Consider the following 25,934-nt stretch of genomic DNA (forward strand, 5'->3'; position numbering starts at 1 on the left):
TTTCACTTTATCGTAAATACGATAAATCTATACATTCTACTAATTTTGATTTTCTGTATTATTTTACTATTGACAAAGAATTTTGTCCATGCTTTATCGGATTTATTTTCTAAGAATAATAGCTTAATAGCCTTCCATTATTAGAAGTCATCCCTCACTATGTAAGCTTTTATCACTAACAATAATTCCATCTTCATCTACATAAACATATTCATTCGGTTTCCATTCAACTTCACCAAATTGCACCGGAATATTTCGCTCTCCTTTTCCTTCTTTTACACTTCTATTTGGCATCGTCCCTAACGCTAAAATACCAATATTAATATTTTTTAATTCACTAGAATCACGAACATATCCATTTACAATAATTCCTGCTAAGTTTCTTTCTTCCGCAATAGCTGCTAAATTATCACCGAGTAACGCGCAATTTTTAGAACCTCCGCTATCAACAACTAATACTGTTCCTTCTGGCAGTGTTTGTAACCCCTCTTTTACTAGTACATTATCATCCTTCACTTTTACCGTTGCGATTTTTCCATAGAATTGTTCTTTCTTCCCATAAGATTGAAAAGACTGGCGACATATTTGTAATTCCTTTTCAAATTCATCACATAGATCCGTAGTTTTCCACATCTCTTTCCCTCTTTTCTTTTCCTTTTATATTACATATTCTTGGATTTTTTTCGTTTCCCTGTCTAATGTTGCAACAATTTGTATGTGTAAGAAAAGGACAGAAAAACTATTGCCTTAAGAAGCCACCTTTATTATAATCTATTTCACAGATAAATTTCAGAATATTAAAAATTAACCAAGTGAAAAAGGAGGGGTTTTATGCAATTACAGACCGAGGCAAAAAAACAGCCTAGTAAACGAAAGTTTAAAATGCCTGACGCGTACGTACTACTATTTTTTATTGCTTTACTTTGTGCAATAGCTACATATTTCGTTCCTGCTGGAGAATTTAAAAGAGTCACAAACGGTACTGTTACAACGACAATACCAGGAAGTTATCATTCTGTTCCACAATCGCCGGTAGGGTTTGTTTCTTTTTTTTACCGCTATTGAAAAAGGAATGACACTTGCTGCTCCTATCATCTTCTTAATTTTATTTACAGGTGGAGCCATTGCAATTCTTGAAAAAACAGGTGCTCTTGACGGTTTAATCTATCATGTAATTAACAAATTTCGGAATCAGCAATTACTTTTCATTTGTATTGTCGCCGCACTCTTTTCTATTCTCGGAACGACTGGTATTATCGTGAACTCAGTTATCGGCTTTATCCCCATCGGCATCATCGTTGCACGCACATTAAAATGGGACGCTATCGTCGGCGTAGCAATTATTTATTTAGGCACTTATGCTGGTTTTAATGCTACTATTTTATCTCCCTCACCTTTAGGCATTTCACAAAAAATCGCAGAACTCCCGATGTTTTCAGGAATTGGTTTACGTACGGCAATTTATATCTCTTTTTTAATTGCTACCATTTTGTATATTAATTGGTATGTAAAACGCTTAAAAAAATCGAATAAAGGAAGCATACTCGGAGATAACTGGTTTCCAAGTAATGCTCTTTCAAGTGAGAAAGAAACAGAGAAAACAGAAGTTCCTTGGACAATACGTCATAAATTAATTTTACTCGTTTCAGCTTTATCATTAATTGCATTTTTAATAGGCGCTTTTCGTCTACATTGGACGGACGCAGAAATGACCGCTACTTTTATATTCATAGCAATTACAGCGGGAATAATAGGTGGTATGAAAGCAAACGATATCGCTTCTACTTTTCTAGCAGGCTGCCAAAATCTCATATACGGTGCTTTGATCGTCGGAATGGCTCGTTGTATTTCAGTCATTTTAGAACAAGGCAAATTACTTGATACAATCGTTAATCAACTCGCACAGTCTCTCGAAGGACATAGCCCTGTATTTGGCGTTCTCGGCATGTATGTAAGTAGTGCCGCATTACATTTCCTCATTTCATCCGGGACAGGAGAATCTGTTATTTTCATTCCGATATTAGCTCCATTAGCCGATTTCATGCATATTACACGCCAAGTTACAGTACAGGCTGTTATGCTTGGAGAAGGTGTAGTGAACTGCCTCAATCCAACTTCCGGTGTTTTAATGGGCGTTCTCGCAGCGAGCGGCATTTCTTATGGAAAATGGATTCGCTTCATGGCTCCACTTGCATTCATTTGGTTTATCATTGGACTTATTTTTCTTATTGTTGGCGTGAATATTGAGTGGGGACCGTATTAAAAGAATCCTATTATACTTAACTTAATAAAATATCTATTCTATTCTCCAATCCTATAAAAATCACTTATTCTAGTATAGATATAAACAGGGATTGATCATAGTGATCAATCCCTTCTCTCAAAGCAAAATACCTTTAAATATTTTAATTCCAAATTTTATTTACCCATTCTGGATGATCAATAAAAGGATTACGATTATGTTGATATTTCGTAAAAATCACTTCATTACGCTTTCGCTCTAAATCATCGACAGGGTCTTGTTCATTCCATTTTAGTAAAACGGATAGTTTACCCATGTATGGATCTTTATTGTTATTCACCTTTTCATTTAATTCTAAGTCTATTTCGCCGTTGTCTCCTTCATAACGAACAGCCATGTAAAATAGCATTCTAGCGATATCTCCTTTTACACTATCACGAGGTTCCCAAGAATCACTATCGTACTTACATTCTGTCGCTTCTGAATGATTCACACCACCATTATCAAAATCCAGATTTCCACGTGAGCTATTTACAGATACATCCGTCGCTCTTAAATGATGCAAATCTGTTCCAGCTCCTGCAGTCGTTCCAAAATCACCGTGAGATTTTGCCCAAACATGCTCTCGGTTCCAATTATCAACTCCTGAACCATTCGTAAGTTTCCCTTGCGAACGCCCAGTATATAAGAGTAGCACATTGTTTTTATTATTTGGATCTTCATCAGTATCTCTTAGTGCTTCCCAAACCGCACTGTATGATAACTTTGTATGATCATCAATAATATTATGAAGTTCCTTCTTTAATTCTAAACCCATTTTTCCTATTGCATTATTATAATATGTATCGTCATAGCTTTTTACAATAATCTCTTGTGGTGATGCAGAAGCTACTTCACCGTGTATGATATCTGTGAATGATAGAGATGCAGTACCTAAAATAAAAAATGAAGATAGTGTAACCATAGCAAGCCTTGTATTTCTAAACTTCATATACCCATTTCCCCTTTAAAATATAATTTGAAGCTATTAACTAAAAAATGCTTTCTAGCCCCCAAAAACTTTTAGAAAGCCATACCCATCCTTTTCTTTTTATTTAATACAAAACTCTATTGAGTCTGTATTATTTCCACACTTTTTGTTTATCTACTTTTCACAAGGAATATCCTTCTCTAGTAAAGATTATTAAAATATTCTTTACAATTAAAAAGTAGTTTAATGTTAACTTATAAATTTCAATTTTTTTATGCAATTATGCATATTTGATAAATCGTTCGACTTTTCTTTTTTCTATAACTGTCTTTATTTTTTGTGTAAAACCCTTCTTCCTCTGTAGAATAAGTACAAAAATAGATTGGATACCATGTAAGGCACCAATCTATTTTAATTAAAGAAACTTTGGTAATTCTGAGTTCACGACACATTGTGCAGTAATGATAACATTTTTATATTGAGACAGAACTACTACTATTTATTTGGTATCGAATCTATATACTTTTTAACTACTTCATATACATATTCTTGATTTGCCGCTGCGGTATTTGGGTTGTATTTTCCGCCGTTTGTTTTATTGTTAGATAATACGCGAATCCCTAAGAATGGTACGTCATAAGCTTTTGCGATTTGCGCTGCTGCTGCACCTTCCATTTCTTCTACAGATGTACCGTATTTTGTATGGAACCATTTAATTCTATCAACTTCATTATTCCAAACGTCTGCTGAACCTATAGTACCTTCCACCACTTTACCTTTTGTATATTTATCTTTCACTGCATTAGCTGCTGCAAGTAAATCCTTATCTCCCTCATAGTATCGGATTTTCTCAGCATTTGGATCTTCTCCTGCACTTCCTTCAGAAGCCATTAAGTCCATAGATATCCATTTTGCCGGTTCAATCCCTTGGTTCTCATCCATATTTGTTGTTTTTAATGACCCTATATTCGCGACTTGTTTTCCTAAAACAATATCAAATACGTTTAAATTAGGATCATGTCCACCTGATGTTCCTTGGTTAATAATCGCTATAGGCTTATATTTTTCAATAGCCACTGCTGTAGCGGCTGCTGTATTTTCCATTCCTTTACCTGTTTTCGCAACGATTACAGGATAATTGTCTACAGTTCCTTTATAAAAGGTAAAAGTTCCAGATTTTTCTTCTTTCACATTTTTTAACCTTTTTGCAAATTTTTCAGCTTCTATTGGCATTGGACCTTGAATTAAGATTGGTTTTTGATTACTTTTTGCCTCAACTTGTTTTGGACCCGCATTACATCCCGCAAGTATTGAGAATGACAATGCAACAGTAGTTACTAGGGCAGCACATTTTTTCAACGTATTCTTCTTCATAAATAATCTCCTCTTTCTCTTGTTGTTTTCTATACTCGATGTTTTGGTCCAAAGAAAAAAGCTCTAGAAATTGTAGAAAAATCTCTACTTTCTAGAACTACGGTAGTCAAAGTTAATTAAGCAAAAGATAAGACCATTGCTAAATTATAGAACGGTAGCGGCTCAATACACCGAATGACCGAATACTTTAACCCATAGTCCAGTTCTTTCATCGGGAACTAGGTAGAAACGCTCGGACCATATTACCGAGTATATACGAGTGATGTTATTTAAAATTATTATATTGGTAATATAACAAACTATTAGTGTGCACGCAATAAAAAAGTGAACATTATTTATAAAAACGTTAAAAACGTTCGTTTTTGTATATTAAACGGTTGGTTATTTTCATTCCCCAATGGATAATCACCAAAAAAAACTTACAATCCATATACCAAACTAGTATTAACCTACAAAAAAAACGATCTTTTACAGACCATTACTCTCTCTTTCAACTTCCTCATTTTCGCCCACTATTGAGCTGGGAATCTTGCTCTCCGTATATTCCGAGATAAAATGCGTATCTATCCAACTCTCAATCATTTCTTCCAAATTTGGATGAAGTGGCTTTCCCTCGCCTTCTTCATAATTCTTTTTAAACTCTAAAGCTTTGAACTCTCCTTCAAAACTTCCTTGCATACAATATACTTGTGCAGCAGCATAGTCTACTTTTAAAGTCATATTAGGATCCAGTGAACAGCTTATTTACATAATTTTCGATATCGGAAGTAAATTTAAGTTGTTTTTAAAGTAGGTATACCTAGTACAATTTTTTGAATTGCGTCCGTTTGTTGAAGATTAATTTTTATTATACTTTTTGTACTGAGTCCAGTGCTTTTTTTAATTCGTCTGGTTTTTGAGTGCCGATTACCACTGTGTTATATTTCAACTTTAACTCTATACCTTTATTTCCATTCATGTTATAGGCTTTTTCATTCTTAAGGTTAAAACGAATTCCCCATCCCCCAAATCGTTTTAGTGGACTGTAAGTAATGCATTCATAATGATGTATATTTTTGAAAAGGTACTGCTTATATTGAAAATGAAAAGGAACAAAACGAACATAAAGACCTTTTTCACGGACCTCAATAATCAGTTTCAATACTCCAAGCATTAATATAGGAAAGGCAATTCCGAAAAACAACCACAAAACAATTAATACACCATTAGGAGCTGGTTTATCTCCAAACGGGGTATCAAGAATAATTTGTTGAATGAATCCATACCACATCAGTATGGCGATCCCTAATATGAGTATCCATACCCAAATTGGGGATCGCTGAACTTCACGAAAGATAACTTGTTCTTGTTGTTTCATTAATGATTGTCACATCCTAAATGTTTTATTTTTTCTCACTAATTTTAAGCCGTTTTGCATTTATGAAAAATGCGCTTCCAATTGTGAATATAACGGAAGAGATATACATTGTTATCCCTGAGTATTTATTATCAAACATTGTAATATTAAGTAAATTAATGAACATCATCAATATAAGTGATATGTACAATCCATTAATATATTTCACTTATGGCCCCCCTTTACTTTACTTTTTTTCTTTTCTTTTTCATCTCTTTTTTTCGGTAACTCCTATGTGATAAATAGTGGTTTCTAAAGGTATTGTTTAGAATATCCTTTTTCCCTATTTTACCATTTGAGAGAGGTGATATGTTGTTTGTTTTCGGTTGAATATTGTATACATATTCGGTTAACATAACGTCCTATTATCAGTAGCAAGAAAAAAGGAGAACCCTACTCTCACGAAGGAACCTTCTTTTTCAGTTCTATGAATCTATATATATTTATACACTACTATATCGGCACGGTTTTAGGGTTCTTATTTGTTACTGGATTAGCCAAACAAATGATTAAAATTACACATTCATATTATACTGATTAAACTAAAAATTCAATCTTTTTTTATTTCATTCATTATGTGAATAAAAAAGGATAATCCGCCCTCATAATGGACTAATTATCCTATAAATCTTTATCTAAATTTAATAAAATTAGAACTTCTTTTCCTATGTATACTTATTTCGTTATTTCACCAAACTGCGCTCTCGTCACTTTCGCCAAGTCATCAACTTTAAGCTCAATTTGTACGCCAATTTTCCCGCCGCTTACAATGATCGTTTCAAGCGATTGAGCACTCGCATCAATACATGTAGAAAATAACTTCTTCATTCCTACTGGTGAACAACCACCGCGAATATACCCTGAAACTTTCGTAATATCTTTAACAGGAATCATTTCTATCTTCTTTTCACCGACCGCCTTTGCGGCTGCTTTTAAATTTAGTTCCTCATCTACTGGGATAATGAACACATGATAATCCTTACTATTCCCTTGAGCGACAAGTGTTTTATATACTTCTCTCACTTCTCTACCAATTTTCCCAGCAACTGATACGCCATCAATTTTCCCATCGTCCGGATCATATGACATCATCGAATATTCAATTTTTTCTTTATCTAATATTCGCATCGCATTTGTTTTATCTTTTTTCATAGTGTTCTCCTTAAAAAGTTATTTCATATTATTAAATTTTCTTTTATTATACACTCTTTTCAATTTCTCCTACATAACTTCACGTATTCTTCAAAACTGAAAATATTGATATTTCCAAATTCATCTGATATAATTTGGAAAAACTTATGTTAAGGAGAGATTTTAATGCGAACTTTTAATACGTCTTTCCAACTTCATCATCATACGTAACGCCGTGTATCCGAAGAAAAATTTTTCTTCGTGGGTACAGGGCTTTTCCTGTTGACCCACGAAGCGTTCATAAAGCTATGTGGGTATTTTTATACCCGCATAGCTTTTTTTAATTTAAAAGAGGAGTGATTATGGTGGAAATGAAAAATGTAAAAGGGACAAAAGACTATTTACCAGAGGAACAAGTACTACGAAATAAAATTAAAAGAGCTTGTGAAGATACGTTTGAACGTTATGGCTGTAAACCTTTAGAGACACCAACGTTAAATATGTATGAGCTTATGTCTTACAAGTACGGTGGTGGCGATGAAATTTTAAAAGAAATATATACACTTAAGGATCAAGGAAAACGCGATCTTGCCTTACGTTATGATTTAACAATTCCATTCGCAAAAGTCGTGGCGATGAATCCGAACATCCGCCTACCCTTTAAACGCTATGAAATTGGGAAAGTATTTCGAGATGGGCCAATTAAACAAGGAAGATTCCGTGAGTTCATTCAATGTGACGTTGATATAGTCGGTGTAGAATCCGTCATGGCGGAAGCTGAACTCATGAGCATGGCGTTTGAGCTGTTCCGAACGTTAAACTTAGAAGTAACGATCCAATATAATAACCGAAAATTGTTAAACGGTATTCTCCAGTCTATTAACATCCCTACTGAACTAACGAGTGACGTAATTTTATCATTGGATAAAATCGAAAAGATTGGGATTGATGGTGTACGAAAAGATGTATTGGAGCGCGGGATTACTGTAGAAATGTCCGATACAATATGTAATACTGTTTTATCTTGCCTAAAGCTCCCTATAGCCGACTTTAAAGACACTTTCAATAATACACTTGTCGCCGATGGAGTAGAGGAACTACAACAACTACAGCAATACTTACTCGCTCTCGGAATAAATGAAAATACGATATTCAATCCGTTTTTAGCAAGAGGACTCACAATGTATACAGGCACTGTGTATGAAATCTTTCTAAAAGATGGCACGATTACATCTAGCATCGGTAGCGGTGGTCGATACGATAATATTATCGGAGCATTCCGTGGTGATAATATGAACTATCCAACAGTCGGTATTTCATTCGGTTTAGACGTTATTTATACAGCACTATCACAGAAAGAAACCATATCATCTACAGCGGATTTATTTATCATCCCACTCGGGACAGAATTACAATGCTTACAAATTGCCCAGCAATTGCGCTCTACTACTTCTTTAAAAGTCGAACTTGAACTAGCCGGACGTAAATTGAAACGTGCCCTTAATTATGCAAATAAAGAAAATATCCCGTATGTGCTAATAATTGGTGAAGAGGAACTATCTACAGAAACAGTTGTATTGCGTAATATGAAGGAAGGTACTGAAGTGAAGATTCCCCTCTCTTCCTTGGAAAATAACACATTTAATAACTATATATAATAAGCGCCACCCTCATTCGGGTGGTTTTTCTAGTGCATAAATAAAGAGTCATTCAGTTTACATAATATAATTATTGATTTCTATAAATATAATTTTCAACCATATAAAAAAAAGAGGGCAGATATGCATCTCCCTCTTTTTTCTAACTCTTTTTATTATTATTCTTGTTCTTGCTCGTCCATAATCTTCTCGAACGCCGCAGATACTTTTTCAAATTCCTCGTCATTCTCTATGTATGAGAATTCATTATCTTCTTCTACTTTTAAAAAGAAGATATCAATGTCTTCCTCAGTTTCTGTTTGAATGTCTTCTACAAAGGCAACCGCAATGTATTCTGCACCTTCGACATCCATCGCTCCAAGCACTTCAACTTCCTGTTCTTCATTATTCTCATCGGTAAGACTAAAAATTTCGCCTACTTCAATTGCTTCCATATTCATTCTCCTCCTATCATACTCTAAAAAATAAAACGTTCAAATTGCACACTTACTAACATATCTTTCCATAAAAAAGTTGAATTCATACAGAAAGAACAACAAATTCTTGCTGATTCAGCAAAAGTATTCAATTATAAGGATATCATTTATGAATAGGAATGAACATATTTTAAATGAGATAATTGGATTAATTAATTTAAAATCCTTCTTTAGATTTCCGAAAGACCTCCATGTTCCATAATGGTTCTTTCATATAGGCAGCTGGAATGCCACCTTTCAATCTGTAAGTAAATACTAAAATAGCACCTCCTATCCTGATTCCTTTCCGTACGTTTTTAGGATGAGAGATAAATCCTTCTATATAAACTAAAGAGACTTATGCAGCAATTCCAATACATCTTTCATCGCAAAAGGACCGTCTTTTTTTACATGCTCAGCGAATTCAGAAACGAGACGTAACGTTTTCACACTTTCGATTGGATGATCTCCTGACGCACTTTCAGCAGAAAGCATAACAGCATTCGTCCCGTCCAATACAGCTTGAAATACATCTGTCACCTCAGCTCTTGTAGGAATAGAATGATCTACCATAGATTGAAGCATTTGTGTCGCTGTAATGACATATGTATTCGTTCGATTGCACTCACGAATCATCATTTTTTGTAACAGTGGAATAAATTGATACGGCAATTCCACACCTAAATCTCCCCTTGCGATCATAATGCCATCCGCTTCTTTGCATATGTCTTGAAAATTCTCGATTGCTTCCATCGTTTCTATTTTTGCAATTAAATTTGGGGAAGTTTCTTTATGTTCATGTATAAAACTTCGTATTTCCTTTATATGACTAGGTTTTCGAACGAAAGAACACGCAATAAAATCAACTTCCTCTTCTAGAAGAAATTGAATATCTTTTTTATCTTTCTCCGTAATAGCTGGCAAACTAACAATTGTACCTGGTAAGTTCACCCCTTTATGAGAGGAAATATTGCCACCTGTTTTTATTCTTGTTTCTATTTTTTCCGAACTTATCTTTTCAACGATTAACTCAACTTCTCCATCATTAATAAGAATTCTACTTCCCACTTTCACGTCATTCGCGATCCCTACATAATCAACACTTGCTCCTTCTTTATTCCCTTGAACTGGATTGGTATGTAAAGTAAATAACTCCCCTGCTTCAAGTGTAATTTGTTCCTCTTTCATTTCACCCAATCTTATTTTAGGACCTTGTACATCCCCTAGAATTTTAATAGAATCGTCTAACGATTTTACTAAACGAATGATGTCTTTATGACTTTCATGCGTACCATGTGATAAATTTAACCGAACAATTTTCATACCATTGTTTATTAACTGCGCTAACGTTTCTTCATTATTACTCGCTGGCCCAATTGTACAAACTCGATCAATTGTCATGTCCCCACCATCCTTTTTTAAATGTTTCCCATAAAATAAAGAGAAGATTCTTTTTATAGGAAAGACCGTGTAACTAAGGGTGCAAAGAGGTTTTATATGAAGAGAATATTTTGCTGAAGAAATAGCTTTAATTTAACTTTTTGTGCCCAACATTTTGACTCAATCGTTATTGTTAGTTTCGTTGCAATGGGGTACTACTAATAATAAATCTTGTTTACATACGAACGTTAGATTGGGATATCGAAAACGACCTATGGAGGAACCACAATGACTACTCTTCGAAAAAAAATAATGGGACTAACATTAGCGGGAACGGTAGCACTATTTACATTAGCAACAGGAATCATAATGAACGATAACGAGGTAAAAGCTGAGGTAAAAAAAGCAGGAAAGCAACCTAAAAATGTGATTTTCATGGTTATAGATGGGACAAGTTCTTCTGCTACAACATTAGCCCGGTGGTACAAAGGTTCACCTCTTGCGCTAGATCAAATTGTATCCGGAGGTGTTCGTACATACTCAGCAGAATCGGCTATTACGGACTCTGCACCAGCAGCCACAGCTTTAGCGACAGGAAATAAATCAAATTCAGGCTACGTGGGCGTATTACCTTCTGTTGTGAATTCACCTGGCTTAGAACCAGTGAAAGAAGAATGCAAGTTTCGTCCAGTTGCCAACGTCTTAGAAGGCGCAAAACGTTCCGGCCGCGCGACAGGAATCATTGCTACATCAGAAATTCAACATGCTACTCCGGCTAGTTTCTCTGCCCACCACGTTAACCGTAAAGATTTCGAAGTACTTGGTGAACAGCAAGCGTATCAAAATATAGAAGTTGTATTAGGTGGTGGAAAAGCAGCACTTCAGCCTACGACAAGCAACGGAATTCGTAAAGACAACGAAGATTTAGTAAAAGTGATTCAAGACAAAGGGTACGACTTTGTCGAAACAAAAGATGCGTTATTAAACTCCAAATCAAATAAAATCTGGGGTTCTTTCTCTAATACTGCCCTTGCGTTCGATATGGATCGTAGAATAACCAATCCTAAGCAGCCAACCCTTTCCCAGATGACGAGAAAAGCAATTCAAACATTATCAAAAGATAAAGATGGTTTCTTCTTATTTGTAGAAGGTAGTAAGGCAGATTGGGCAGCACATGCAAATGATCCAATCGGGATGATTAGCGATGTATTGGCATTTGATGATGCAGTTACAGAAGCATTAGAATTTGCGAAGAAAGACGGTAACACTATGGTCATTGCTTTAGCGGATCATGGTAATAGCGGTATTTCCATTGGTAACAGCAATACCACAAAAGGCTATGATACTACACCAGTATCAGCTTACATTGCCCCACTGAAAAAGGCGAAAATGACACTTGAAGGTGCTACAAATAAACTAAAAGATGATTTATCTAATATAAAAGAGGTCGCTGCACTTTACGGTTTAGACGACCTAACTGATAATGAAAAAGAGCTGTTAAAAGCTGCACAAAAGAAAACTGATGTAGGTCCAATCCTTACTAAATTATTGGCCAACCGTGCGAACATCGGTTTTACAACTGGTGGTCATACGGGTGAAGATGTATTCTTATACTCTTACGGTCCTCAAAAGCCATACGGTTTAGTCCAAAATACAGACATTGCGAAAATAATGGCCAAAGCAATGGGCTTTCAATTAGGAGAATTATCTAAGAAATTATTCTTAGATGCTGAAACATCCTTTAAACAAATTGGTGCAACTGTAACGATTGACAAAAAAGATGCACGAAACCCGGTGCTTGTAGTAAAACGCAATAATACGGAGGCCAAATTGTTTGTTAATAAAAGCATTATATATATTGGTGGGAAAGATTATGAATTAGGAGGCATCGTTGTAGAAAGCAACGAGAAATTCTATGTACCTGAAAAAGCACTTCAACTATTCACAAAGCATTCTCGCTAAATTTAAAAACAGACATAAAAAAACGCTATCCTTTCTATAGAAAGGGTAGCGTTTTTTTCGTTATATGGATACAAATTTATCTTATTAAATCCATTCAACAATAGTATCCATAGTTTGTCTTGTTTTATTAAATTTTGGTTCTCCTTTACGGTATCCAAATGCAACCATAACTGATACCTCAAGATTATCATCTTTTAAAATTCCTTCTTGACGAAGTAAAGAATCTACTTTTTCTTTATCGAATCCTTCCATTGGACAAGAATCAATACCGATTTGAGCTGCACTAGTCATCATATTAGCTAAAGCAATATAAGATTGCTTTGATGACCAATCAAATACAGCACGTTCGGAGTCTAACAATTTAAAATCCGATTCTTGGAATTTTTTGAAGAATTCATATCTCATTTGTTGGGCTTCTTCAGGCAATCCAATAATATCTTTCATCATGTGCTGAATATATTCTGCATCATAGTGCATATCTTTGATGTTTCTTGAAAGAACAATGACAAAATGACTTGCTGTTGAAAGTTGCCCACCTGCTCCCCATGAATATGGTAATAGTTTTTCTCTTAATTCTTTATTTTGTACCACAATAAATTTCCAAGGCTCATATCCAAAAGAAGAAGGAGATAATCTTCCTGTTTCTAAAATAAATTTAAAATCATCTTCTGAAATTTTCTTCATAGGATCAAATTCTTTACATGCATGTCTAAAGTTAAAAGCCTCAATAATTTTTTGTTTTGTATTTTGTTTTGTGTTAGTCATAAAAGATCCCCTTTTCATTAAATTATTATTTAACCAAATTATATTTTTAAAGTAACAATGATACAAGTACGCACATTTATGTGCTATAGTATCAAAAAAGATACTATTGTTAAAGGAGAGTCTTTTTATGATTAGTTCAAAAGAAGATGATGTAAATTATCCATTTTTAAATAAATATTCTTGTCCAGTAGAAGCTATGGTCGAGGTTATTGGCGGAAAATGGAAAGGTGTTATTCTTTATCATTTATTAGATGGTAAGAAACGATTTAATGAATTAAAAAGATTAAAACCTAATATCACCCAAAGAATGTTAACACTTCAACTTAGAGAACTTGAAGCAGATGGCATCGTACATCGGGAGGTATATCGTGAAGTGCCCCCTAAAGTAGAATATTCGTTAACTGAACTTGGCGAGTCATTACGTCCAATTATCCTTTTAATGATGGAATGGGCGACTAATAATATGGAGCAGGTTTTGGAAAGTAGAGATAACAATAAATAGTATTTAAAACCTGTAATTAGCCATTACAAACAACTCAAAAAAGATTGCCTCTTAGTATACAGGCGATTTTTTTTGAGTAAAAGGATTATTTTATTTAACTTTTTGTCAATATGTTGCGTTATTTGTAAATTATTGCTTACTTTTGTAAAACATAATATTTATCTATTAACCTATTCACCTTAATTGGTTATTATGTGTTTGAGAGCAAATCTCAATTAAAAACCATAAGGAGTGTTTATCTTGAAAAAATTCTTAGCTATCCCTGTAATTGCTGCATCTCTTATCGGCTTAGGTCAAACTTCAACATTCGCGGAAACCGAATAAACAAAGGTAAGTCCTGCAAGTACTGAGTCTAATCAAGTGCAACTTCCACCAGTTCAATATGCTTTAGAGGCTAATGAAGAGTTCGCTTTTTACGGTTCAGGAATTTACAAATTTCACCATGAAGGCGGGGAGGATCTAAGAGTTTTCCTTAAAAATATTGGTAATGAAACTTTCAGTTATGATTTATATAATTCTAAAGGTGGATGGTTATCAAACGGAAAGTTAACACCTGGACAACAAACTATTAATGAATTTAGTACTGAGTGGTCTGATTGGCTTCCTAATGGTAAATACCAGATTGTATTTACAAATAACAGTGGTGCATTTTCTAAAGTCAAAATTGCTGCAAGAGCACTAGACGAGTTTGAAAAATAGTACTTTTGGAATAATATTACCGATTGGAGCAGTTAGCTTTTGCTAGCTGCTCTTTTATTCTTTTCGTATTGTTGCTGCCATAAAGTATGGAGGACCATTCTTTCCATATTTCATTACCTCGTCAATATCCTGCAATTGTTGGATACCTTCCTCATCGTTACGATCACCAGGAATAATAATTGATGTGCAATATAATGGTGTAACTGACTCCTCATCATATGGCGACTCTTCAGCGAGATAAAACTGAGCTACCATTGGAAGTTCTTCTCTTTTACAGATTTCAAGAATCTGCTGCATTAACGGTGCAATTTCTTCATCATAAACTTCCTCTTTATCGTACATATCAATCCATTCCCCTTTTCTACAAAATGAAATTTTTGTAGAAAATAATGAACTTTAAAAACTACTAAATTGCAAATATAAATACAAGGGAGCGTTTTATATGACTTCCTATCAAAAAATATCTTTAATAGTTATCACTCTTTTTTATCATTGTGATGTTCCTTTTAAATCAAGTCTTTATTTCTTAACACCCAACGAGAATGTACAACAAACTAAAAAGGCCTACTCACACGAGTAGGCTTTTGAAACTATGAAAGCTTCGTTAATAATTGATTTAAATCTTTTTTCGTTTTCGTCGTTAATGACTTCATTTTATTAATATCGATCTTTTCTTTCTCCGCTCCTACAATTAACGGATACATACTTTGGCCAATTGTTTTATATTCAGTCGGATGTGATGCTTCTAACTCTTTTTCAATGACATCCCACTTCTCATTAATTTGTTTTCCAAGTTTATTAACTGTTTCTAATTTAGGATTTGCAGCTAATTGCTTGTCCAGGCTTTCAATTAATGTAACGACTTCTTTTACATTTGTTTTCACAGCGACGCTTTTCTTCGGATCTTTCGTTGTTTTTCCGTTATTGTTTGTACTTGTACTTTGATCTGTTGTTTTTCCGTTGTTGTTTGTACTTGTACTTTGATCTGTTGTTTTTCCGCTAGTAGTTTGATCATTCGTTTTTCCTGTCGTTTCTTTTTCTTTTGTTGTTTTGCCGTTACTTTCTGTTCCTGATGATTCCTTTGTATTTTTTGCATCCTTATCTGTTTTTTCATTCGAAGAAGTATTTGTGTCTTTTTCAGTATCTTTCGTTGTTTTTGACGCTTCATCTGCACTTGTCGTTTTCGATTGCTCTTCATTTTGTGCAGTTGCCTGATCCTTCTTCGCTGCATCTTTATCTGTGGAGGTACTACAAGCTGCCATTGTAAGCATTGTACCAATTGCTACTGATGCGATAGCGACCTTTTTCATTTTCATAAAAATCCCCCTATGTTTACAATTTTATCCTTCTCTTTACGATTCTATTTCCCCTTAAAAAATCCCTTTTCATACGAATCACCATCTTTCCGACAGTAATCTTCATAATAATACGTACAAAAAACGATAAATTCATTTTAATATTCGAGTTTTTTCTACTACATTTTCCTCCTCTGTAGCAAAAGAAAAAGAGTATGTTGTCACATGAAGATTTACAATCTACAAATGACAACATACTCCCCTATCAATTTTTTATCTTTCTTGACATTTTATTTATACAAAAAACAAAATAATTACTAATTTTTTTATTTCTCAACAATTGTTAACATAATATTTTTATGAATAACCACCGTTCGAATGAATGACTTGCCCATTAACCCACTTCGCTTCTTCACTTACTAAAAAAGCAATTAAGCGTGCCGCATCCACCGGTTCTCCAACTCTTCCTTGCGGGAATTTCCATACTAAATGATGCTGTAATTCCTCTGTAATCCATCCTGTATTCGTCGGTCCTGGATCAACAGCATTGACTGTAATCCCCTTCTCCATAGCAACTGGTGCAACTGACTTTGTAAATGCTTCTATTGCTCCTTTCGTTGCTACGTATGCTAGTTCATCTGGCATCGGACCTAATGACTGCCCAGAAGTAAGATTTATAATACTTCCACTCGTTTTAAGTGAAAAATGTTTAATAAATAATGAACTTAATAGCATAGGAGCACGAACATTAACCGTATAATGTTTATCTAGCTGTTCTACATCTAACTCTTCAATTTTCGTAGGAGTAGAATACGCCGCATTATTAATAAGAATAGATGGATCCCCTAAACGTTCTGATACCATATACAATACACGATTAGGCGAATAAGACTGCGATAAGTTTATTTCTGCCATTTCACATCGAACGCCGTAACTTTCAATTTCCTTTTTCAACAAAAAGGGCTCTTGATCATTCATTCCCCATGGCATCGTTTTATCATACCGAGGCCAATACGTGAAAAAAATGTCTATCCCATTTTGAGCAAGCACCTTGCATACAGCTGCACCAATTCCATTCAGACGAGTTGCCCCTGTTACAATTGCTATTTTCTTCACCTTTTCTCCTCCATCTATGGATAAATCCCCTGCACGAATACAGAGGATCTACCTTTTTAATTAATATTTGACAATATACGCTCAGCGCCTAATTTTAAAATTTTAATAAAGATATAATTTACAATCGTAAACATTACAAATAAAACGATAAACATAATCCAAAGTCCTACTTGAAGGAAGAAGTATAATACACTTACACCCGCTACAATAACTAAAGCTATTAAAATATTAGCTAAAAAATTCCACAAAGTTGTATATCGACTTTTAAATAATTTCTGTTCTGTATCCCAATGAATATCTGCAGTTTGTGCATCCCAGCGTGTACCGATTAAATTAATTAACAATAAACCGTTCGCACTTAGTAAGAACCAAAGTATCATGAAGACTGGCGAAATACCTGCTACAAATGCCATTGTAATACCGAATACTCCTAAAATGACTACATTAATTAACCAGGCCGTTATCGCTTTCGCAAAAAAGATATCCGAAGCCTTTACTGGTAAGTAGCGATTAACAAACCAAGAGCTTCCATCTCGTGAGAATGACGTTGTTGCAATAACGTTACTCCCCATTAAAAATAAGGATGCACAAAGGCCAACACCAATTGCGAAACCTGCTGATTCTGGATTATCAATATACCCTGTAATCCATTTTAAATTTCCATCTTGTACAAACAAAACAAAGAACAGCATAATTGGCATAACGAAAGTTTGCACAATACAATTTAAGAAAAATTGTGGCGTGCGGAATAACGTTTTAAATTCTTTTTTCACATATGCTTTTAAATGAGAACTTTGTACTGTTGATTTCTGTAAACCTTCTGCTGAAATTACCTCTTTCTTTGCTGTACTCGTTGAAAGTCCAATAACCCCTTTTAAATATGTACGCTCTGCAATGTAATAAAACAAACCGAAAAATGCGATAGAAATAAGAATATATATTAGTACGTATAATATTCCCTTCCACGATGCATTTTCTACTAATCCCATTGCACCAAAATATGTAGTCGGAAAATAATTTGTCATTTGTATAAAAAGGGAGGATTGATTATTTGTAAGATAATTCGCAACCGAATCTCCAGCTCCAGATACTGCACTTTTATTTCTCCATTGCATAAATACATTGATTCCGACGATAAATAGTATACTTACGATTCCAATAAATATACTTCCTCGATCTTTATTTTTCGCTATATTCGTATACCTCATAATAATTGTCATAATTAACGAAGCTAAAACTAGCGGAATGATCGGGAAGAATAAGTAAATGACAATCATATAAATGTAATATGTAATGAAAGCCCCACTCTTTAAACCGTAAGTAATAAAGATAGGCAATAAAATAAACGAGCTCATTACGTATTGTGTAATTAACACTGTAAAGAACTTTGCCGAAATAATTTGCGCTGGTTTTAACGGTAACGGTAGCAACATTTCAACATCATTACTATAGTAAAACACTGTTAAAATGTTCATAATACTCATCAAAAATACCCATATACTAGCAACTGCTAATCCCATCGCAATAACAATTCCTGGATCCTGTCCGAGGTGTATCATTCCTTCATATATTCCATGGGTCATCGAACCAAATATTAAAAAACCTACAAATAAAATGGCTGCAAATGAAAATAAATACGCCCATCTTTTCTTTTTATCTGTTATGAAATCTGCATAATTTAATTTCAATAATACTTTCGTTAACGTCCAAATTTTACTCATTGCCCGTCATCTCCAAGAACATTTTTTCAAGTGATTCATTGGATTCAAAATGATCTCTCATTTCATTTAAATTCCCTTTAAACTGAAGATTTCCCTTATTAATAATCGCGACGCGGTCACATATTTTTTCAGCTACTTCTAATACGTGTGTCGAGAAAAATACAATCTTCCCTTTATCAGCATGTTCTCTCATCATTTCTTTTAAAATATATGCAGATTTCGGATCAAGACCTGTTAACGGTTCATCTAAAATCCATACATCTGGTTCATGTACGAGCACACCGATAATAACAATCTTTTGTCTCATACCGTGTGAATAACTTTGAATTTGATCAGATAAAGCATTGTACAGATCAAACTTCTTCGCTAATGACTCTATTCGTTCTTGTCTTACTTCCTTCGGTACTTCATACATATCAGCCATAAAGTTTAAATATTCAATCCCTTTTAATCGTAAAAACATATCCGGGCTATCTGGAACATAGCCAAATGTTTTCTTCGCTTCCATCGGATTTTTCATAATATCTTTACCGTTGATTGTAATGGTTCCTTTGTCCACCCCATGAATACCAGTAATCATCTTAATTGTCGTTGATTTACCCGCACCATTCGGTCCTAAAAACCCAAAGATTTCTCCGCTCGGTACAGATAAACTTAAATCTTTTACTGCATAGGTAGATCCATTATAACTTTTTGACACATTCAAAATTTCGATCATTACATCCAATCCTTTCCTTAATTACCAATTAACTATATTAACATTATAGCATACTTATATTTATAGATTTTTACATTTTTCAGTTTTTTTAACCTTTAAAATAAATATAAACTCCTAATCCAACAATTAAAACAACAGCTAGTATTATATAAATCATCGTAAGTCGTTTAATATTTCCTTTTGTCGCTTTACTATAATTCGCATCACCATTTCGCCCAATTAACACCGTTCCAATTACAGTAATAACTACAAGTAATATAACGATCATTATCCCAGTTAACATTTCGTCCTCCCCCTCCTTACATCCATTTTACGATATTTCCCTTTTTATTTTACAGAATATTTAACCTTTTTTACTATTATTATGAAATAAATTGCAAAACTATTATTACTATGAATTTCCATATGTGATATATTTATAACATATAGTGATTTATCCCGCATTAACTGGCAGTAAGACTCCCACCTCAAATTTCGGCTGGAGCAAAGAAGTTAGGTGGGAGCCCCGCTGCCCGTAAACGCCCGATTGGTGAAGGCTAATAATCAGTGGGGGATGAACACCCCCCACTGATTAAAGTTTCACTTTATTTCTAACATCGAAAGGAGAATCTATCATGAAAACGACTTGGATAAAATATTTAGGATTTCTCGGTTTCTTTGGGTTTCTCGGATTTTTTTATGAAAAAGGATTGTTTACTATGTTTTGTTTCTTCTCCTTTTTCACGACGTATAGAAAAGTTCAACACGATGAACTATTTGAACAAATCGTCAATAAATCTTGCCGCAACGCCTTTATCATTACGTTATTAACTACCGCTATCATTATCTTTATTGAAATGTTATTTCCGAATCCTACACTACAAGAGATTGATATTGCTCTTATTTTCAGCACACTCATTCTTACATTCGGATTCTCTACCTTCTTTTACGATAAACCAGTTGATGAAATGGAAGATGCACCATGGCGTTCGTAACGAAGATAAAAGAATACCGTGCCAAAGTACATATGACGCAGGAAGATTTAGCGAAAAAGGTTGGTGTACGTCGTGAAACGATTAGCCATCTTGAAAAAGGAAAGTATAACCCTTCTTTACAGCTTGCTCATGATATAGCGAGGGCACTACATAGTACGATTGATGAGGTTTTTATTTTTGAGGATTAATAAAGGGCACCAAGTTTAATATATAATACTGAATCGTGAGCGGAAAACATATCAACAAAACCACAGCCTAGATGCATAGTGCTCTCCTTTCAAATTTGATAGGTTCTTCTCTTATCTAGTTTACTTTTTACACATTAAAAAAGAGCGAATCTACATTCGCTCTTTTCCACATATTTATGGCGTAAAACTTATCATCCAACCTAACATAAATCCAAATACAGCAAACAGTAACATAAAAACAAATAAACTACATGCCCACAATGCATATTTTCGACTTTTGCTTTTTGTGAGCATGCCTACGACTGAACACATCAATCCAGCTCCAACTATTTCTCGAAAACCTTCGCCTATAAATGTTTCTTGAATAAGCAATGTAATGTTCAAATACAATAACGCTAGAAAGGCAATAATTAATGAAATAATACCCATCCACGTTTCCTGTTTATAAATACGATTCTTTCTTTTTTTTAAGAATGCCAATTCCATAACCTCGCTTCACCTACTTTCAATTTTCTAACTTTTTCGTGTCTCATCAATTTTTCAACTTCTACTTTAGGCCCAGTTACAACCATCCCGTATGTTTTTACCCCATTTTTTTCAAGGAAAGATATACGCTTTGACAACTCTAATACTTTTGCTCTAGATAGCTTCACTGCTAAATTTTCATGCTTCTGTAATGACTTTAAAACATCAATAAATTGTTCCTCATGAGGTGAATCACTTAAAAAAGCACCACTTGGACTTGAAATCATATCTGCTGGAAAGCCAATCGGGGCAACATACATACCCTCATCATTCATTTGCTTCTCCTCTAATCCTGTATTAACTGCATACCAAACGATATCAATAGTAGGAAACGTATCCGTTACCTCTTGCACACTTAATAATTCTCTAAAAGATACAAATGCTTCTACAACAGATTCTTGTGGAAGACCTTTTAATACCTGAGCTTCCTCGCTACTATTATAAGACACATTATAATTATTAGGATGAGATAATACCTCGTTATCTATATATGGGACTTCCTGAATTTTTTCATCTGTTGTATATTCACGGCTTACTTTCGTTGCTCTACTTAATAAATAATCTGTTTTCTCTTCTCCTATTCGAATATCTTTCTTTCCTACCCTTTTATACAAATCAAAATGCAATTGTAAACTAAGCGGTAACAATGTTTGCTCCATGTCCCTTTCTTTCATAAATACATTAGGTTCTGTTACACTTAATGTTTGATTTACTACATTCCGTATCTCCATCGCGTTTGTAGGTGCCAATGTATAATATAAAAGTGTAGATATATATAAAATAGGTTGAATAAGTAATAAAAAAGTAAATACAATCAACACATTCGTAATTCGAGCTCTTTTTTTACCTATTTTCAACACTTGCTGCTGTTTTCCATCAGGAAGTGAATCTGGTCTTTGATGAAGAGCTTCTTGTAACAATTCTTTATAATCATCTTGTTCAGAATGAGGTTTATCATTTGTCATTTTGACTCTTTTCCTCCTTTAACAATTCTTTTAATCTCTTTCTCCCACGAAATATGTGACTTTTATAAGTATTTACCTTTAAATCTAATACAGTAGCACCCTCTTCGTACGTTAATTGATGTACGTCACATAATAAAATAACTTGTGCCTCTACCACTGGTAAAGTATGAATAATCTGAATTAATTTTTCATAACTATTTTTTGCGACTACATACTCTTCTGTAGATTCCCCTGCTTGTATTGTCTCTAATTCCTCCGTTCCTACAAAAGCTACTTTTTTCTCTTTCCTTACAAAATCAATAAACGTATGATATGCCACTTTAAAAAGCCATGATTTTACCTTTTGGTTTTCATAGTCTTCTAGATAAAGATACGCCCGATAAAAAGTCTCCTGCATCAAGTCCTCCGCTACGTGATGGCTACGAGAAAGGGAAAATAAATACCGGTACACATCGTTTATATAAACCTTATATATTTCTTCAATTTCCATCCCCCTCCTCCTTTCATATATAACACGAATAAGCGTGTTATAAAGTTGCATTATTTTTCCTTTTTATATTTTTTATTTATTAAAAAAGAAATAACATTTATACATTTTAATAACTATTTACAATTATAAACAAAATATGAGATGTTATAACTGTAAATTCCTAAAAAAAGAAAAGCGACAAAATGCAATCTTCACACCAGAACCACATAAATAATACCGGTATCCTTCCCATGAAGAATACCAGTACTTTTCATTTATCACCCATATAAAACAGCATGAAATACACCTAACAGTAAGTATTGATCCTCTATATAATCCTCATCATATACATCCATCTCGATATAATACATATCTTCCTCAAGACGAATATTCCAATCTGCGATTACATAGCCGTTTCGTAATAATTTTCCAAGCCCAATTGAAGTTTTGTGAACAACATATTCTTCTGTCTTATATGTAAAAGTAAATAAGAAATTTGCATCTAATAACTTTCCGTCACATACAAGTATTTCATGCTCTGCATCATTATTATCGATGTACGTTACTAAAATCCTTCTTTGACGCTGCCTACTTACATCCTTTGCAATGACGCGAATATTGTTCTTACTATCCTTTATTTCATAAATGATATTACTACCGACTTTCGGAATGAAGTCTAGCACTTTCATCAACGTATTTTTATAATAGCCCCGTACTGCGCCTACTCCTTCGCTTCCATTGTAAACCTCTATCGAAGTCGTATCCGCTTTACTATCACACAGTCGTTTATAAGAAAGCTGCATCATTCGCTCTCCTCTTAAGTACTGATCAAACGTCACAGGATATCCTATCGCGCGCAGTTCCTTATTTAGCTCATATAAATAGCGTTGAACGCTCTCTACTAATGTTGTAGTTGATATACGCTCTTGAAGTTCAAATTGCTGCCAACTGGAAAAAACTCTCCACTGATCTTCCTCTTCATATACGAATCCGAGAATTACTTCCTCACGGTCACTCGTTTCATAATTCAATTGTTCTTTCTGCCCATGTTGCACTTGTTCCATCCACTGTCCTAAATAAATGCCAAGCTCTGCAACCTTCATGCATGACTTCTGAAAAAATACGCTGTCACTCACGCGAATTGTTAAATCCCCTTCAATAAAGCCATTTGCATAAGCGGCATACCGTGGCTCATCCTTCTGCGGGATAGCCTTGTCTAACTCAAATAAAAACGTTAACACCTTTCACTCACCTCTAGTTGTTACACAGCTCATACATGACATCGCATCACTCTGAGAAACTATGTATATATGAATATTTAATTATCGCATTATAACACGTGAAAGACCTTAGTATAGTAGCGCTATTTTTGCTTCGCGAACTCCCTCATAATAGAATAACTATCCTTTTATTATTTTTTTCTTGACTTAGAGTTCACTCTAATTATTATAATCAACTCATAGTTCATTCACAATAAAATCAATTGGATAAAATTCAGGAGGGATCGGAAAAGCTAAAATCAAAAGTGGCTGACATTAACGCAGACCTGAATGTTGTCATTCGAACCTTTGATTTATCTGTTAATACAATTGTACATTAAGGTACTAATCAAATAAAAACCTACGATTTCCTGTACGTTAAGAAGTCAGTGATTCTTGCCTTATTTTACTTTCTCTTAATAGTCGTAAAGCTTCTATAATTTATTTAGTACATATAAAAAAGACGGAATCATAAAATCAGCAAATTAGAAAATAAAACAAGATGGGAGTCAGTTATTATGGAGCAATCAAATAAAGCGTTTAGCCAGGCATTAGTAAAATCGTTAAGAGGAGAACGAGGACATCTTCCCATCAAGAATGCTTTGTCGGATATAGACGTGGCGCTTGCGGGAAAACGCAGAGAGGAACTGCCTTATTCTATTTATCAATTAGTGAAACACATGACCTATTGGCAAGATTTTCTCTTATTATCCGCTCAGGGGAAGAAGCCTGCATTGCCTGCACATGTAAAAGAGAGCTGGCCTGAAGAAGAATGCCCTGGCAGTGAGGAAGAGTGGCAACAGATTATTCAGTATTTTCTTCAAGGGATTGAACAGGCATGCACGATCGCCCAAACTGTTCAATTGGACAAAACATTGGAGGAATGGCCTGGTGAAACCCCTGGCGGTGTTCTACGGAATATTGCATCTCATAACTCCTACCATTTAGGAGAAATTGTGCTGATTCGCAGATTATTTAGTGCTTGGCCACCGCCAACAGGCGGATATCCGGTCTAAACAAGGAAAGGGTTCCACCCCATGCCCATTAACTTAAGATTTTGAATTACACCCAAAACGAAATTTTTACCACTTTACAGTTATTTATGAGAATTAAATTCATTTTTTTCATTACTGGGGAACAAACATTTTTTAAACTTGATGGAGATAGGGTATAAAAATACAAATTTCATCTCCGAAAAAAATAAAAAAACGATTGCTTGGATCCTAAGAGGCAATCGTTTTTTTTAGCTGTTTGTAATGACCAATTACAAACAGCTAAATATATTATTTAGTGTTATTTCTGTTTTCTTTCAGTAAAATTTTTTTGACTTGGTACCATCTTTTTTTGTTCCATACCTTAGTATATGAAATTATATGAACGATTTTTCAAATATATCTACCGTAACTTAATATATATCAATTAATCGAAAAATCTTAACTCTATTAAAATGAAGCTACCTTTTCTTCCGCCACTTCCGCAATTTCTAAAATTTGTAGCAGGCTCTCCACTTCATAGGTCGGCTTAACACCTGCCGTATTTTCTTTCAGACTCGGATTATACCAACACGTATCAATACCGTAATCTTCTCCGCCTTTCATATCAGAAGTTAGCGAATCTCCAACCATTAGTACACTTGATTTATCAGTAATCCCAAACTTCTCAAAAGCATAATCAAAAATCTCACGCGCTGGTTTTTGATGGCCGACTTCTTCAGAAATAATAATATGATCAAAGAAGTTACATAAAGGCGAATTTCCAATTCTAGATTGTTGCACTTTTGTATATCCATTCGTAATGATACCTAACTTGCAATCTTGAAGGTTCTCACATAATTGCACTGCACCATCTATAAGATGTACTTCTTTACCTAAGTTTTCAAGGTATACGTCACTAAAATGTTGCGCGTCTACTTCTATATTATGAAGAGCAAATAATTGTCTAAATCGATCTACCGCTAATTCACTTAGCGTAATCATTTTATTCTCTAAATCTCTCCATAATCCATTACTAATCTCTTTATAACTTGCAAGATAATCATTATACCCTGTAGGCATGCCAAATTGTACAAACGCGTTATGCAATGCGTTTCTTTCTGTTTCAGGGAAATCTAATAATGTATCGTCTACGTCGAATAGTATTACTTTGTATTTCATGATGTTCGCCTCAATTC

The 25,934-nt window shown here is 34.3% G+C and carries 27 protein-coding genes, 2 pseudogenes and 1 riboswitch; of the genes and pseudogenes, 8 read left to right on the forward strand and 21 right to left on the reverse strand.

Annotated elements, in window-relative coordinates:
- Positions 1 to 147: 147 nt before the first annotated feature.
- On the reverse strand, positions 148 to 633 hold the full coding sequence (gene rraA, locus MHH59_RS16570) for a ribonuclease E activity regulator RraA (protein ID WP_016127304.1): 486 nt from the start codon (positions 631 to 633) through the stop codon (positions 148 to 150).
- 198 nt (positions 634 to 831) lie between these two features.
- On the opposite strand from rraA, the pseudogene MHH59_RS16575 reads away from it, so the two are divergent.
- Positions 832 to 2,263: pseudogene (locus MHH59_RS16575) on the forward strand (YfcC family protein).
- 142 nt (positions 2,264 to 2,405) lie between these two features.
- On the opposite strand, the gene MHH59_RS16580 reads toward MHH59_RS16575, so the two are convergent.
- The 6 genes and pseudogenes from MHH59_RS16580 to ybaK form a co-directional block, all read right to left on the reverse strand.
- Positions 2,406 to 3,233 (reverse strand): endonuclease I family protein, encoded by an 828-nt coding sequence (locus MHH59_RS16580; protein WP_002033283.1) that lies wholly within the window; start codon positions 3,231 to 3,233, stop codon positions 2,406 to 2,408.
- A 474-nt stretch (positions 3,234 to 3,707) separates the two neighbouring features.
- Complete coding sequence (locus MHH59_RS16585; RefSeq protein WP_002128267.1) at positions 3,708 to 4,586, reverse strand: 5'-methylthioadenosine/S-adenosylhomocysteine nucleosidase; 879 nt, start codon at positions 4,584 to 4,586, stop codon at positions 3,708 to 3,710.
- A 175-nt stretch (positions 4,587 to 4,761) separates the two neighbouring features.
- A riboswitch (purine riboswitch) is annotated at positions 4,762 to 4,865 on the reverse strand.
- Between the two features lie 189 nt (positions 4,866 to 5,054).
- Positions 5,055 to 5,321 (reverse strand): annotated as a pseudogene (locus tag MHH59_RS16590) (hypothetical protein); the annotation flags it as partial.
- A gap of 112 nt (positions 5,322 to 5,433) precedes the next feature.
- A complete protein-coding gene (locus MHH59_RS16595) occupies positions 5,434 to 5,943 on the reverse strand; it encodes a DUF6141 family protein (protein ID WP_016127309.1) in 510 nt (169 codons plus the stop codon).
- Between the two features lie 25 nt (positions 5,944 to 5,968).
- Positions 5,969 to 6,151 carry a hypothetical protein gene (locus MHH59_RS16600; protein ID WP_000875167.1) on the reverse strand — a complete coding sequence of 61 codons (183 nt, stop codon included), beginning with the start codon at positions 6,149 to 6,151 and terminating at the stop codon, positions 5,969 to 5,971.
- Between the two features lie 506 nt (positions 6,152 to 6,657).
- A complete protein-coding gene (gene ybaK / locus MHH59_RS16605; RefSeq protein WP_002142510.1) occupies positions 6,658 to 7,134 on the reverse strand; it encodes a Cys-tRNA(Pro) deacylase in 477 nt (158 codons plus the stop codon).
- Positions 7,135 to 7,475: 341 nt separating this feature from the next.
- On the opposite strand from ybaK, the gene MHH59_RS16610 reads away from it, so the two are divergent.
- Entirely contained in the window at positions 7,476 to 8,771 is a 1,296-nt protein-coding gene (locus tag MHH59_RS16610) for a histidine--tRNA ligase (RefSeq protein ID WP_078179075.1), read from the forward strand.
- Positions 8,772 to 8,929: 158 nt separating this feature from the next.
- Here MHH59_RS16610 and MHH59_RS16615 read toward each other — a convergent pair whose 3' ends face one another.
- Both MHH59_RS16615 and MHH59_RS16620 read right to left on the reverse strand, forming a co-directional pair.
- The gene (locus tag MHH59_RS16615) at positions 8,930 to 9,211 is read right to left on the reverse strand and encodes a DUF1292 domain-containing protein (RefSeq protein ID WP_002013967.1); all 282 of its coding nucleotides are present in this window, start codon (positions 9,209 to 9,211) and stop codon (positions 8,930 to 8,932) included.
- A 363-nt stretch (positions 9,212 to 9,574) separates the two neighbouring features.
- Positions 9,575 to 10,627, reverse strand: a complete 1,053-nt coding sequence (locus tag MHH59_RS16620; RefSeq protein ID WP_063217599.1) for a pyruvate kinase — start codon at positions 10,625 to 10,627, stop codon at positions 9,575 to 9,577.
- A gap of 267 nt (positions 10,628 to 10,894) precedes the next feature.
- Between MHH59_RS16620 and MHH59_RS16625 the strand changes: the two genes are divergently transcribed.
- Positions 10,895 to 12,568 (forward strand): alkaline phosphatase, encoded by a 1,674-nt coding sequence (locus MHH59_RS16625; protein WP_078179074.1) that lies wholly within the window; start codon positions 10,895 to 10,897, stop codon positions 12,566 to 12,568.
- Between the two features lie 84 nt (positions 12,569 to 12,652).
- On the opposite strand, the gene MHH59_RS16630 is transcribed toward MHH59_RS16625, so the two are convergent.
- Positions 12,653 to 13,333, reverse strand: a complete 681-nt coding sequence (locus MHH59_RS16630; protein WP_002167961.1) for an NAD(P)H-dependent oxidoreductase — start codon at positions 13,331 to 13,333, stop codon at positions 12,653 to 12,655.
- Positions 13,334 to 13,460: 127 nt separating this feature from the next.
- Between MHH59_RS16630 and MHH59_RS16635 the strand changes: the two genes are divergently transcribed.
- Both MHH59_RS16635 and MHH59_RS16640 read left to right on the forward strand, forming a co-directional pair.
- Entirely contained in the window at positions 13,461 to 13,835 is a 375-nt protein-coding gene (locus MHH59_RS16635; protein ID WP_016127314.1) for a winged helix-turn-helix transcriptional regulator, read from the forward strand.
- Positions 13,836 to 14,195: 360 nt separating this feature from the next.
- Positions 14,196 to 14,534, forward strand: a complete 339-nt coding sequence (locus MHH59_RS16640) for a hypothetical protein (RefSeq protein WP_340851849.1) — start codon at positions 14,196 to 14,198, stop codon at positions 14,532 to 14,534.
- A 54-nt stretch (positions 14,535 to 14,588) separates the two neighbouring features.
- Here the strand turns inward: MHH59_RS16640 and MHH59_RS16645 are convergent, their stop codons facing one another.
- The 6 genes from MHH59_RS16645 to MHH59_RS16670 form a co-directional block, all read right to left on the reverse strand.
- Positions 14,589 to 14,876 carry a hypothetical protein gene (locus MHH59_RS16645; RefSeq protein ID WP_002013976.1) on the reverse strand — a complete coding sequence of 96 codons (288 nt, stop codon included), beginning with the start codon at positions 14,874 to 14,876 and terminating at the stop codon, positions 14,589 to 14,591.
- Positions 14,877 to 15,124: 248 nt separating this feature from the next.
- Complete coding sequence (locus MHH59_RS16650; protein WP_002185367.1) at positions 15,125 to 15,850, reverse strand: hypothetical protein; 726 nt, start codon at positions 15,848 to 15,850, stop codon at positions 15,125 to 15,127.
- 336 nt (positions 15,851 to 16,186) lie between these two features.
- Entirely contained in the window at positions 16,187 to 16,945 is a 759-nt protein-coding gene (locus MHH59_RS16655; protein WP_340851851.1) for an SDR family oxidoreductase, read from the reverse strand.
- 56 nt (positions 16,946 to 17,001) lie between these two features.
- Positions 17,002 to 18,666, reverse strand: coding sequence for a putative ABC transporter permease subunit (locus tag MHH59_RS16660; RefSeq protein WP_002167957.1), 1,665 nt, complete (start codon positions 18,664 to 18,666; stop codon positions 17,002 to 17,004).
- Positions 18,659 to 19,384: an ABC transporter ATP-binding protein gene (locus tag MHH59_RS16665; protein ID WP_002033261.1), complete on the reverse strand. Its 726-nt coding sequence runs from the start codon at positions 19,382 to 19,384 to the stop codon at positions 18,659 to 18,661. The genes MHH59_RS16660 and MHH59_RS16665 overlap by 8 nt, the downstream gene beginning before the upstream one ends.
- A gap of 88 nt (positions 19,385 to 19,472) precedes the next feature.
- Positions 19,473 to 19,667, reverse strand: a complete 195-nt coding sequence (locus MHH59_RS16670) for a hypothetical protein (protein WP_002142517.1) — start codon at positions 19,665 to 19,667, stop codon at positions 19,473 to 19,475.
- 331 nt (positions 19,668 to 19,998) lie between these two features.
- Between MHH59_RS16670 and MHH59_RS16675 the strand changes: the two genes are divergently transcribed.
- Together MHH59_RS16675 and MHH59_RS16680 are read left to right on the forward strand one after the other, a co-directional pair.
- Positions 19,999 to 20,358, forward strand: a complete 360-nt coding sequence (locus MHH59_RS16675; protein ID WP_002128288.1) for a DUF3796 domain-containing protein — start codon at positions 19,999 to 20,001, stop codon at positions 20,356 to 20,358.
- A complete protein-coding gene (locus tag MHH59_RS16680) occupies positions 20,346 to 20,546 on the forward strand; it encodes a helix-turn-helix transcriptional regulator (RefSeq protein WP_002084410.1) in 201 nt (66 codons plus the stop codon). The genes MHH59_RS16675 and MHH59_RS16680 overlap by 13 nt, the downstream gene beginning before the upstream one ends.
- 174 nt (positions 20,547 to 20,720) lie before the next feature.
- On the opposite strand, the gene MHH59_RS16685 is transcribed toward MHH59_RS16680, so the two are convergent.
- The 4 genes from MHH59_RS16685 to MHH59_RS16700 all read right to left on the reverse strand — a co-directional run bounded on the left by MHH59_RS16685 (position 20,721) and on the right by MHH59_RS16700 (position 23,746).
- On the reverse strand, positions 20,721 to 21,032 hold the full coding sequence (locus MHH59_RS16685) for a hypothetical protein (RefSeq protein WP_002084409.1): 312 nt from the start codon (positions 21,030 to 21,032) through the stop codon (positions 20,721 to 20,723).
- The gene (locus MHH59_RS16690; protein ID WP_016127317.1) at positions 21,014 to 22,036 is read right to left on the reverse strand and encodes an anti-sigma factor; all 1,023 of its coding nucleotides are present in this window, start codon (positions 22,034 to 22,036) and stop codon (positions 21,014 to 21,016) included. The genes MHH59_RS16685 and MHH59_RS16690 overlap by 19 nt, the downstream gene beginning before the upstream one ends.
- On the reverse strand, positions 22,026 to 22,526 hold the full coding sequence (locus tag MHH59_RS16695) for a sigma-70 family RNA polymerase sigma factor (RefSeq protein ID WP_016127318.1): 501 nt from the start codon (positions 22,524 to 22,526) through the stop codon (positions 22,026 to 22,028). Before MHH59_RS16695 ends, MHH59_RS16690 begins: the two co-directional genes overlap by 11 nt.
- Before the next feature lie 257 nt (positions 22,527 to 22,783).
- Positions 22,784 to 23,746, reverse strand: coding sequence for a tubby C-terminal domain-like protein (locus MHH59_RS16700; protein ID WP_002185363.1), 963 nt, complete (start codon positions 23,744 to 23,746; stop codon positions 22,784 to 22,786).
- 536 nt (positions 23,747 to 24,282) lie between these two features.
- On the opposite strand from MHH59_RS16700, the gene MHH59_RS16705 reads away from it, so the two are divergent.
- Positions 24,283 to 24,780 carry a DinB family protein gene (locus tag MHH59_RS16705; protein WP_002013992.1) on the forward strand — a complete coding sequence of 166 codons (498 nt, stop codon included), beginning with the start codon at positions 24,283 to 24,285 and terminating at the stop codon, positions 24,778 to 24,780.
- 426 nt (positions 24,781 to 25,206) lie between these two features.
- Here MHH59_RS16705 and MHH59_RS16710 read toward each other — a convergent pair whose 3' ends face one another.
- Complete coding sequence (locus tag MHH59_RS16710; RefSeq protein ID WP_016127320.1) at positions 25,207 to 25,917, reverse strand: YjjG family noncanonical pyrimidine nucleotidase; 711 nt, start codon at positions 25,915 to 25,917, stop codon at positions 25,207 to 25,209.
- Between the last annotated feature and the right edge of the window lie 17 nt (positions 25,918 to 25,934).

The sequence above is a fragment of the Bacillus sp. FSL E2-0195 genome (genome assembly GCF_038003645.1).
Classification (GTDB): Bacteria; Bacillota; Bacilli; order Bacillales; family Bacillaceae_G; genus Bacillus_A; species Bacillus_A mycoides.

What these genes read in the sequence shown, in the direction of transcription:
- MHH59_RS16660 (WP_002167957.1), bottom strand. Translation starts at nt 18,666, where the DNA reads ATGAGTAAAATTTGGACGTTAACGAAAGTATTATTGAAATTAAATTAT.
- MHH59_RS16705 (WP_002013992.1), top strand. Translation starts at nt 24,283, where the DNA reads ATGGAGCAATCAAATAAAGCGTTTAGCCAGGCATTAGTAAAATCGTTA.
- MHH59_RS16690 (WP_016127317.1), bottom strand. Translation starts at nt 22,036, where the DNA reads ATGACAAATGATAAACCTCATTCTGAACAAGATGATTATAAAGAATTG.
- MHH59_RS16630 (WP_002167961.1), bottom strand. Translation starts at nt 13,333, where the DNA reads ATGACTAACACAAAACAAAATACAAAACAAAAAATTATTGAGGCTTTT.
- MHH59_RS16650 (WP_002185367.1), bottom strand. Translation starts at nt 15,850, where the DNA reads ATGAAAATGAAAAAGGTCGCTATCGCATCAGTAGCAATTGGTACAATG.
- MHH59_RS16710 (WP_016127320.1), bottom strand. Translation starts at nt 25,917, where the DNA reads ATGAAATACAAAGTAATACTATTCGACGTAGACGATACATTATTAGAT.
- MHH59_RS16625 (WP_078179074.1), top strand. Translation starts at nt 10,895, where the DNA reads ATGACTACTCTTCGAAAAAAAATAATGGGACTAACATTAGCGGGAACG.
- MHH59_RS16685 (WP_002084409.1), bottom strand. Translation starts at nt 21,032, where the DNA reads ATGGAATTGGCATTCTTAAAAAAAAGAAAGAATCGTATTTATAAACAG.
- MHH59_RS16580 (WP_002033283.1), bottom strand. Translation starts at nt 3,233, where the DNA reads ATGAAGTTTAGAAATACAAGGCTTGCTATGGTTACACTATCTTCATTT.
- MHH59_RS16610 (WP_078179075.1), top strand. Translation starts at nt 7,476, where the DNA reads ATGGTGGAAATGAAAAATGTAAAAGGGACAAAAGACTATTTACCAGAG.
- MHH59_RS16670 (WP_002142517.1), bottom strand. Translation starts at nt 19,667, where the DNA reads ATGTTAACTGGGATAATGATCGTTATATTACTTGTAGTTATTACTGTA.
- MHH59_RS16680 (WP_002084410.1), top strand. Translation starts at nt 20,346, where the DNA reads ATGGCGTTCGTAACGAAGATAAAAGAATACCGTGCCAAAGTACATATG.
- MHH59_RS16620 (WP_063217599.1), bottom strand. Translation starts at nt 10,627, where the DNA reads ATGACAATTGATCGAGTTTGTACAATTGGGCCAGCGAGTAATAATGAA.
- MHH59_RS16635 (WP_016127314.1), top strand. Translation starts at nt 13,461, where the DNA reads ATGATTAGTTCAAAAGAAGATGATGTAAATTATCCATTTTTAAATAAA.
- MHH59_RS16645 (WP_002013976.1), bottom strand. Translation starts at nt 14,876, where the DNA reads ATGTACGATAAAGAGGAAGTTTATGATGAAGAAATTGCACCGTTAATG.
- MHH59_RS16585 (WP_002128267.1), bottom strand. Translation starts at nt 4,586, where the DNA reads ATGAAGAAGAATACGTTGAAAAAATGTGCTGCCCTAGTAACTACTGTT.
- MHH59_RS16695 (WP_016127318.1), bottom strand. Translation starts at nt 22,526, where the DNA reads ATGGAAATTGAAGAAATATATAAGGTTTATATAAACGATGTGTACCGG.
- rraA (WP_016127304.1), bottom strand. Translation starts at nt 633, where the DNA reads ATGTGGAAAACTACGGATCTATGTGATGAATTTGAAAAGGAATTACAA.
- ybaK (WP_002142510.1), bottom strand. Translation starts at nt 7,134, where the DNA reads ATGAAAAAAGATAAAACAAATGCGATGCGAATATTAGATAAAGAAAAA.
- MHH59_RS16595 (WP_016127309.1), bottom strand. Translation starts at nt 5,943, where the DNA reads ATGAAACAACAAGAACAAGTTATCTTTCGTGAAGTTCAGCGATCCCCA.
- MHH59_RS16675 (WP_002128288.1), top strand. Translation starts at nt 19,999, where the DNA reads ATGAAAACGACTTGGATAAAATATTTAGGATTTCTCGGTTTCTTTGGG.
- MHH59_RS16615 (WP_002013967.1), bottom strand. Translation starts at nt 9,211, where the DNA reads ATGAATATGGAAGCAATTGAAGTAGGCGAAATTTTTAGTCTTACCGAT.
- MHH59_RS16665 (WP_002033261.1), bottom strand. Translation starts at nt 19,384, where the DNA reads ATGATCGAAATTTTGAATGTGTCAAAAAGTTATAATGGATCTACCTAT.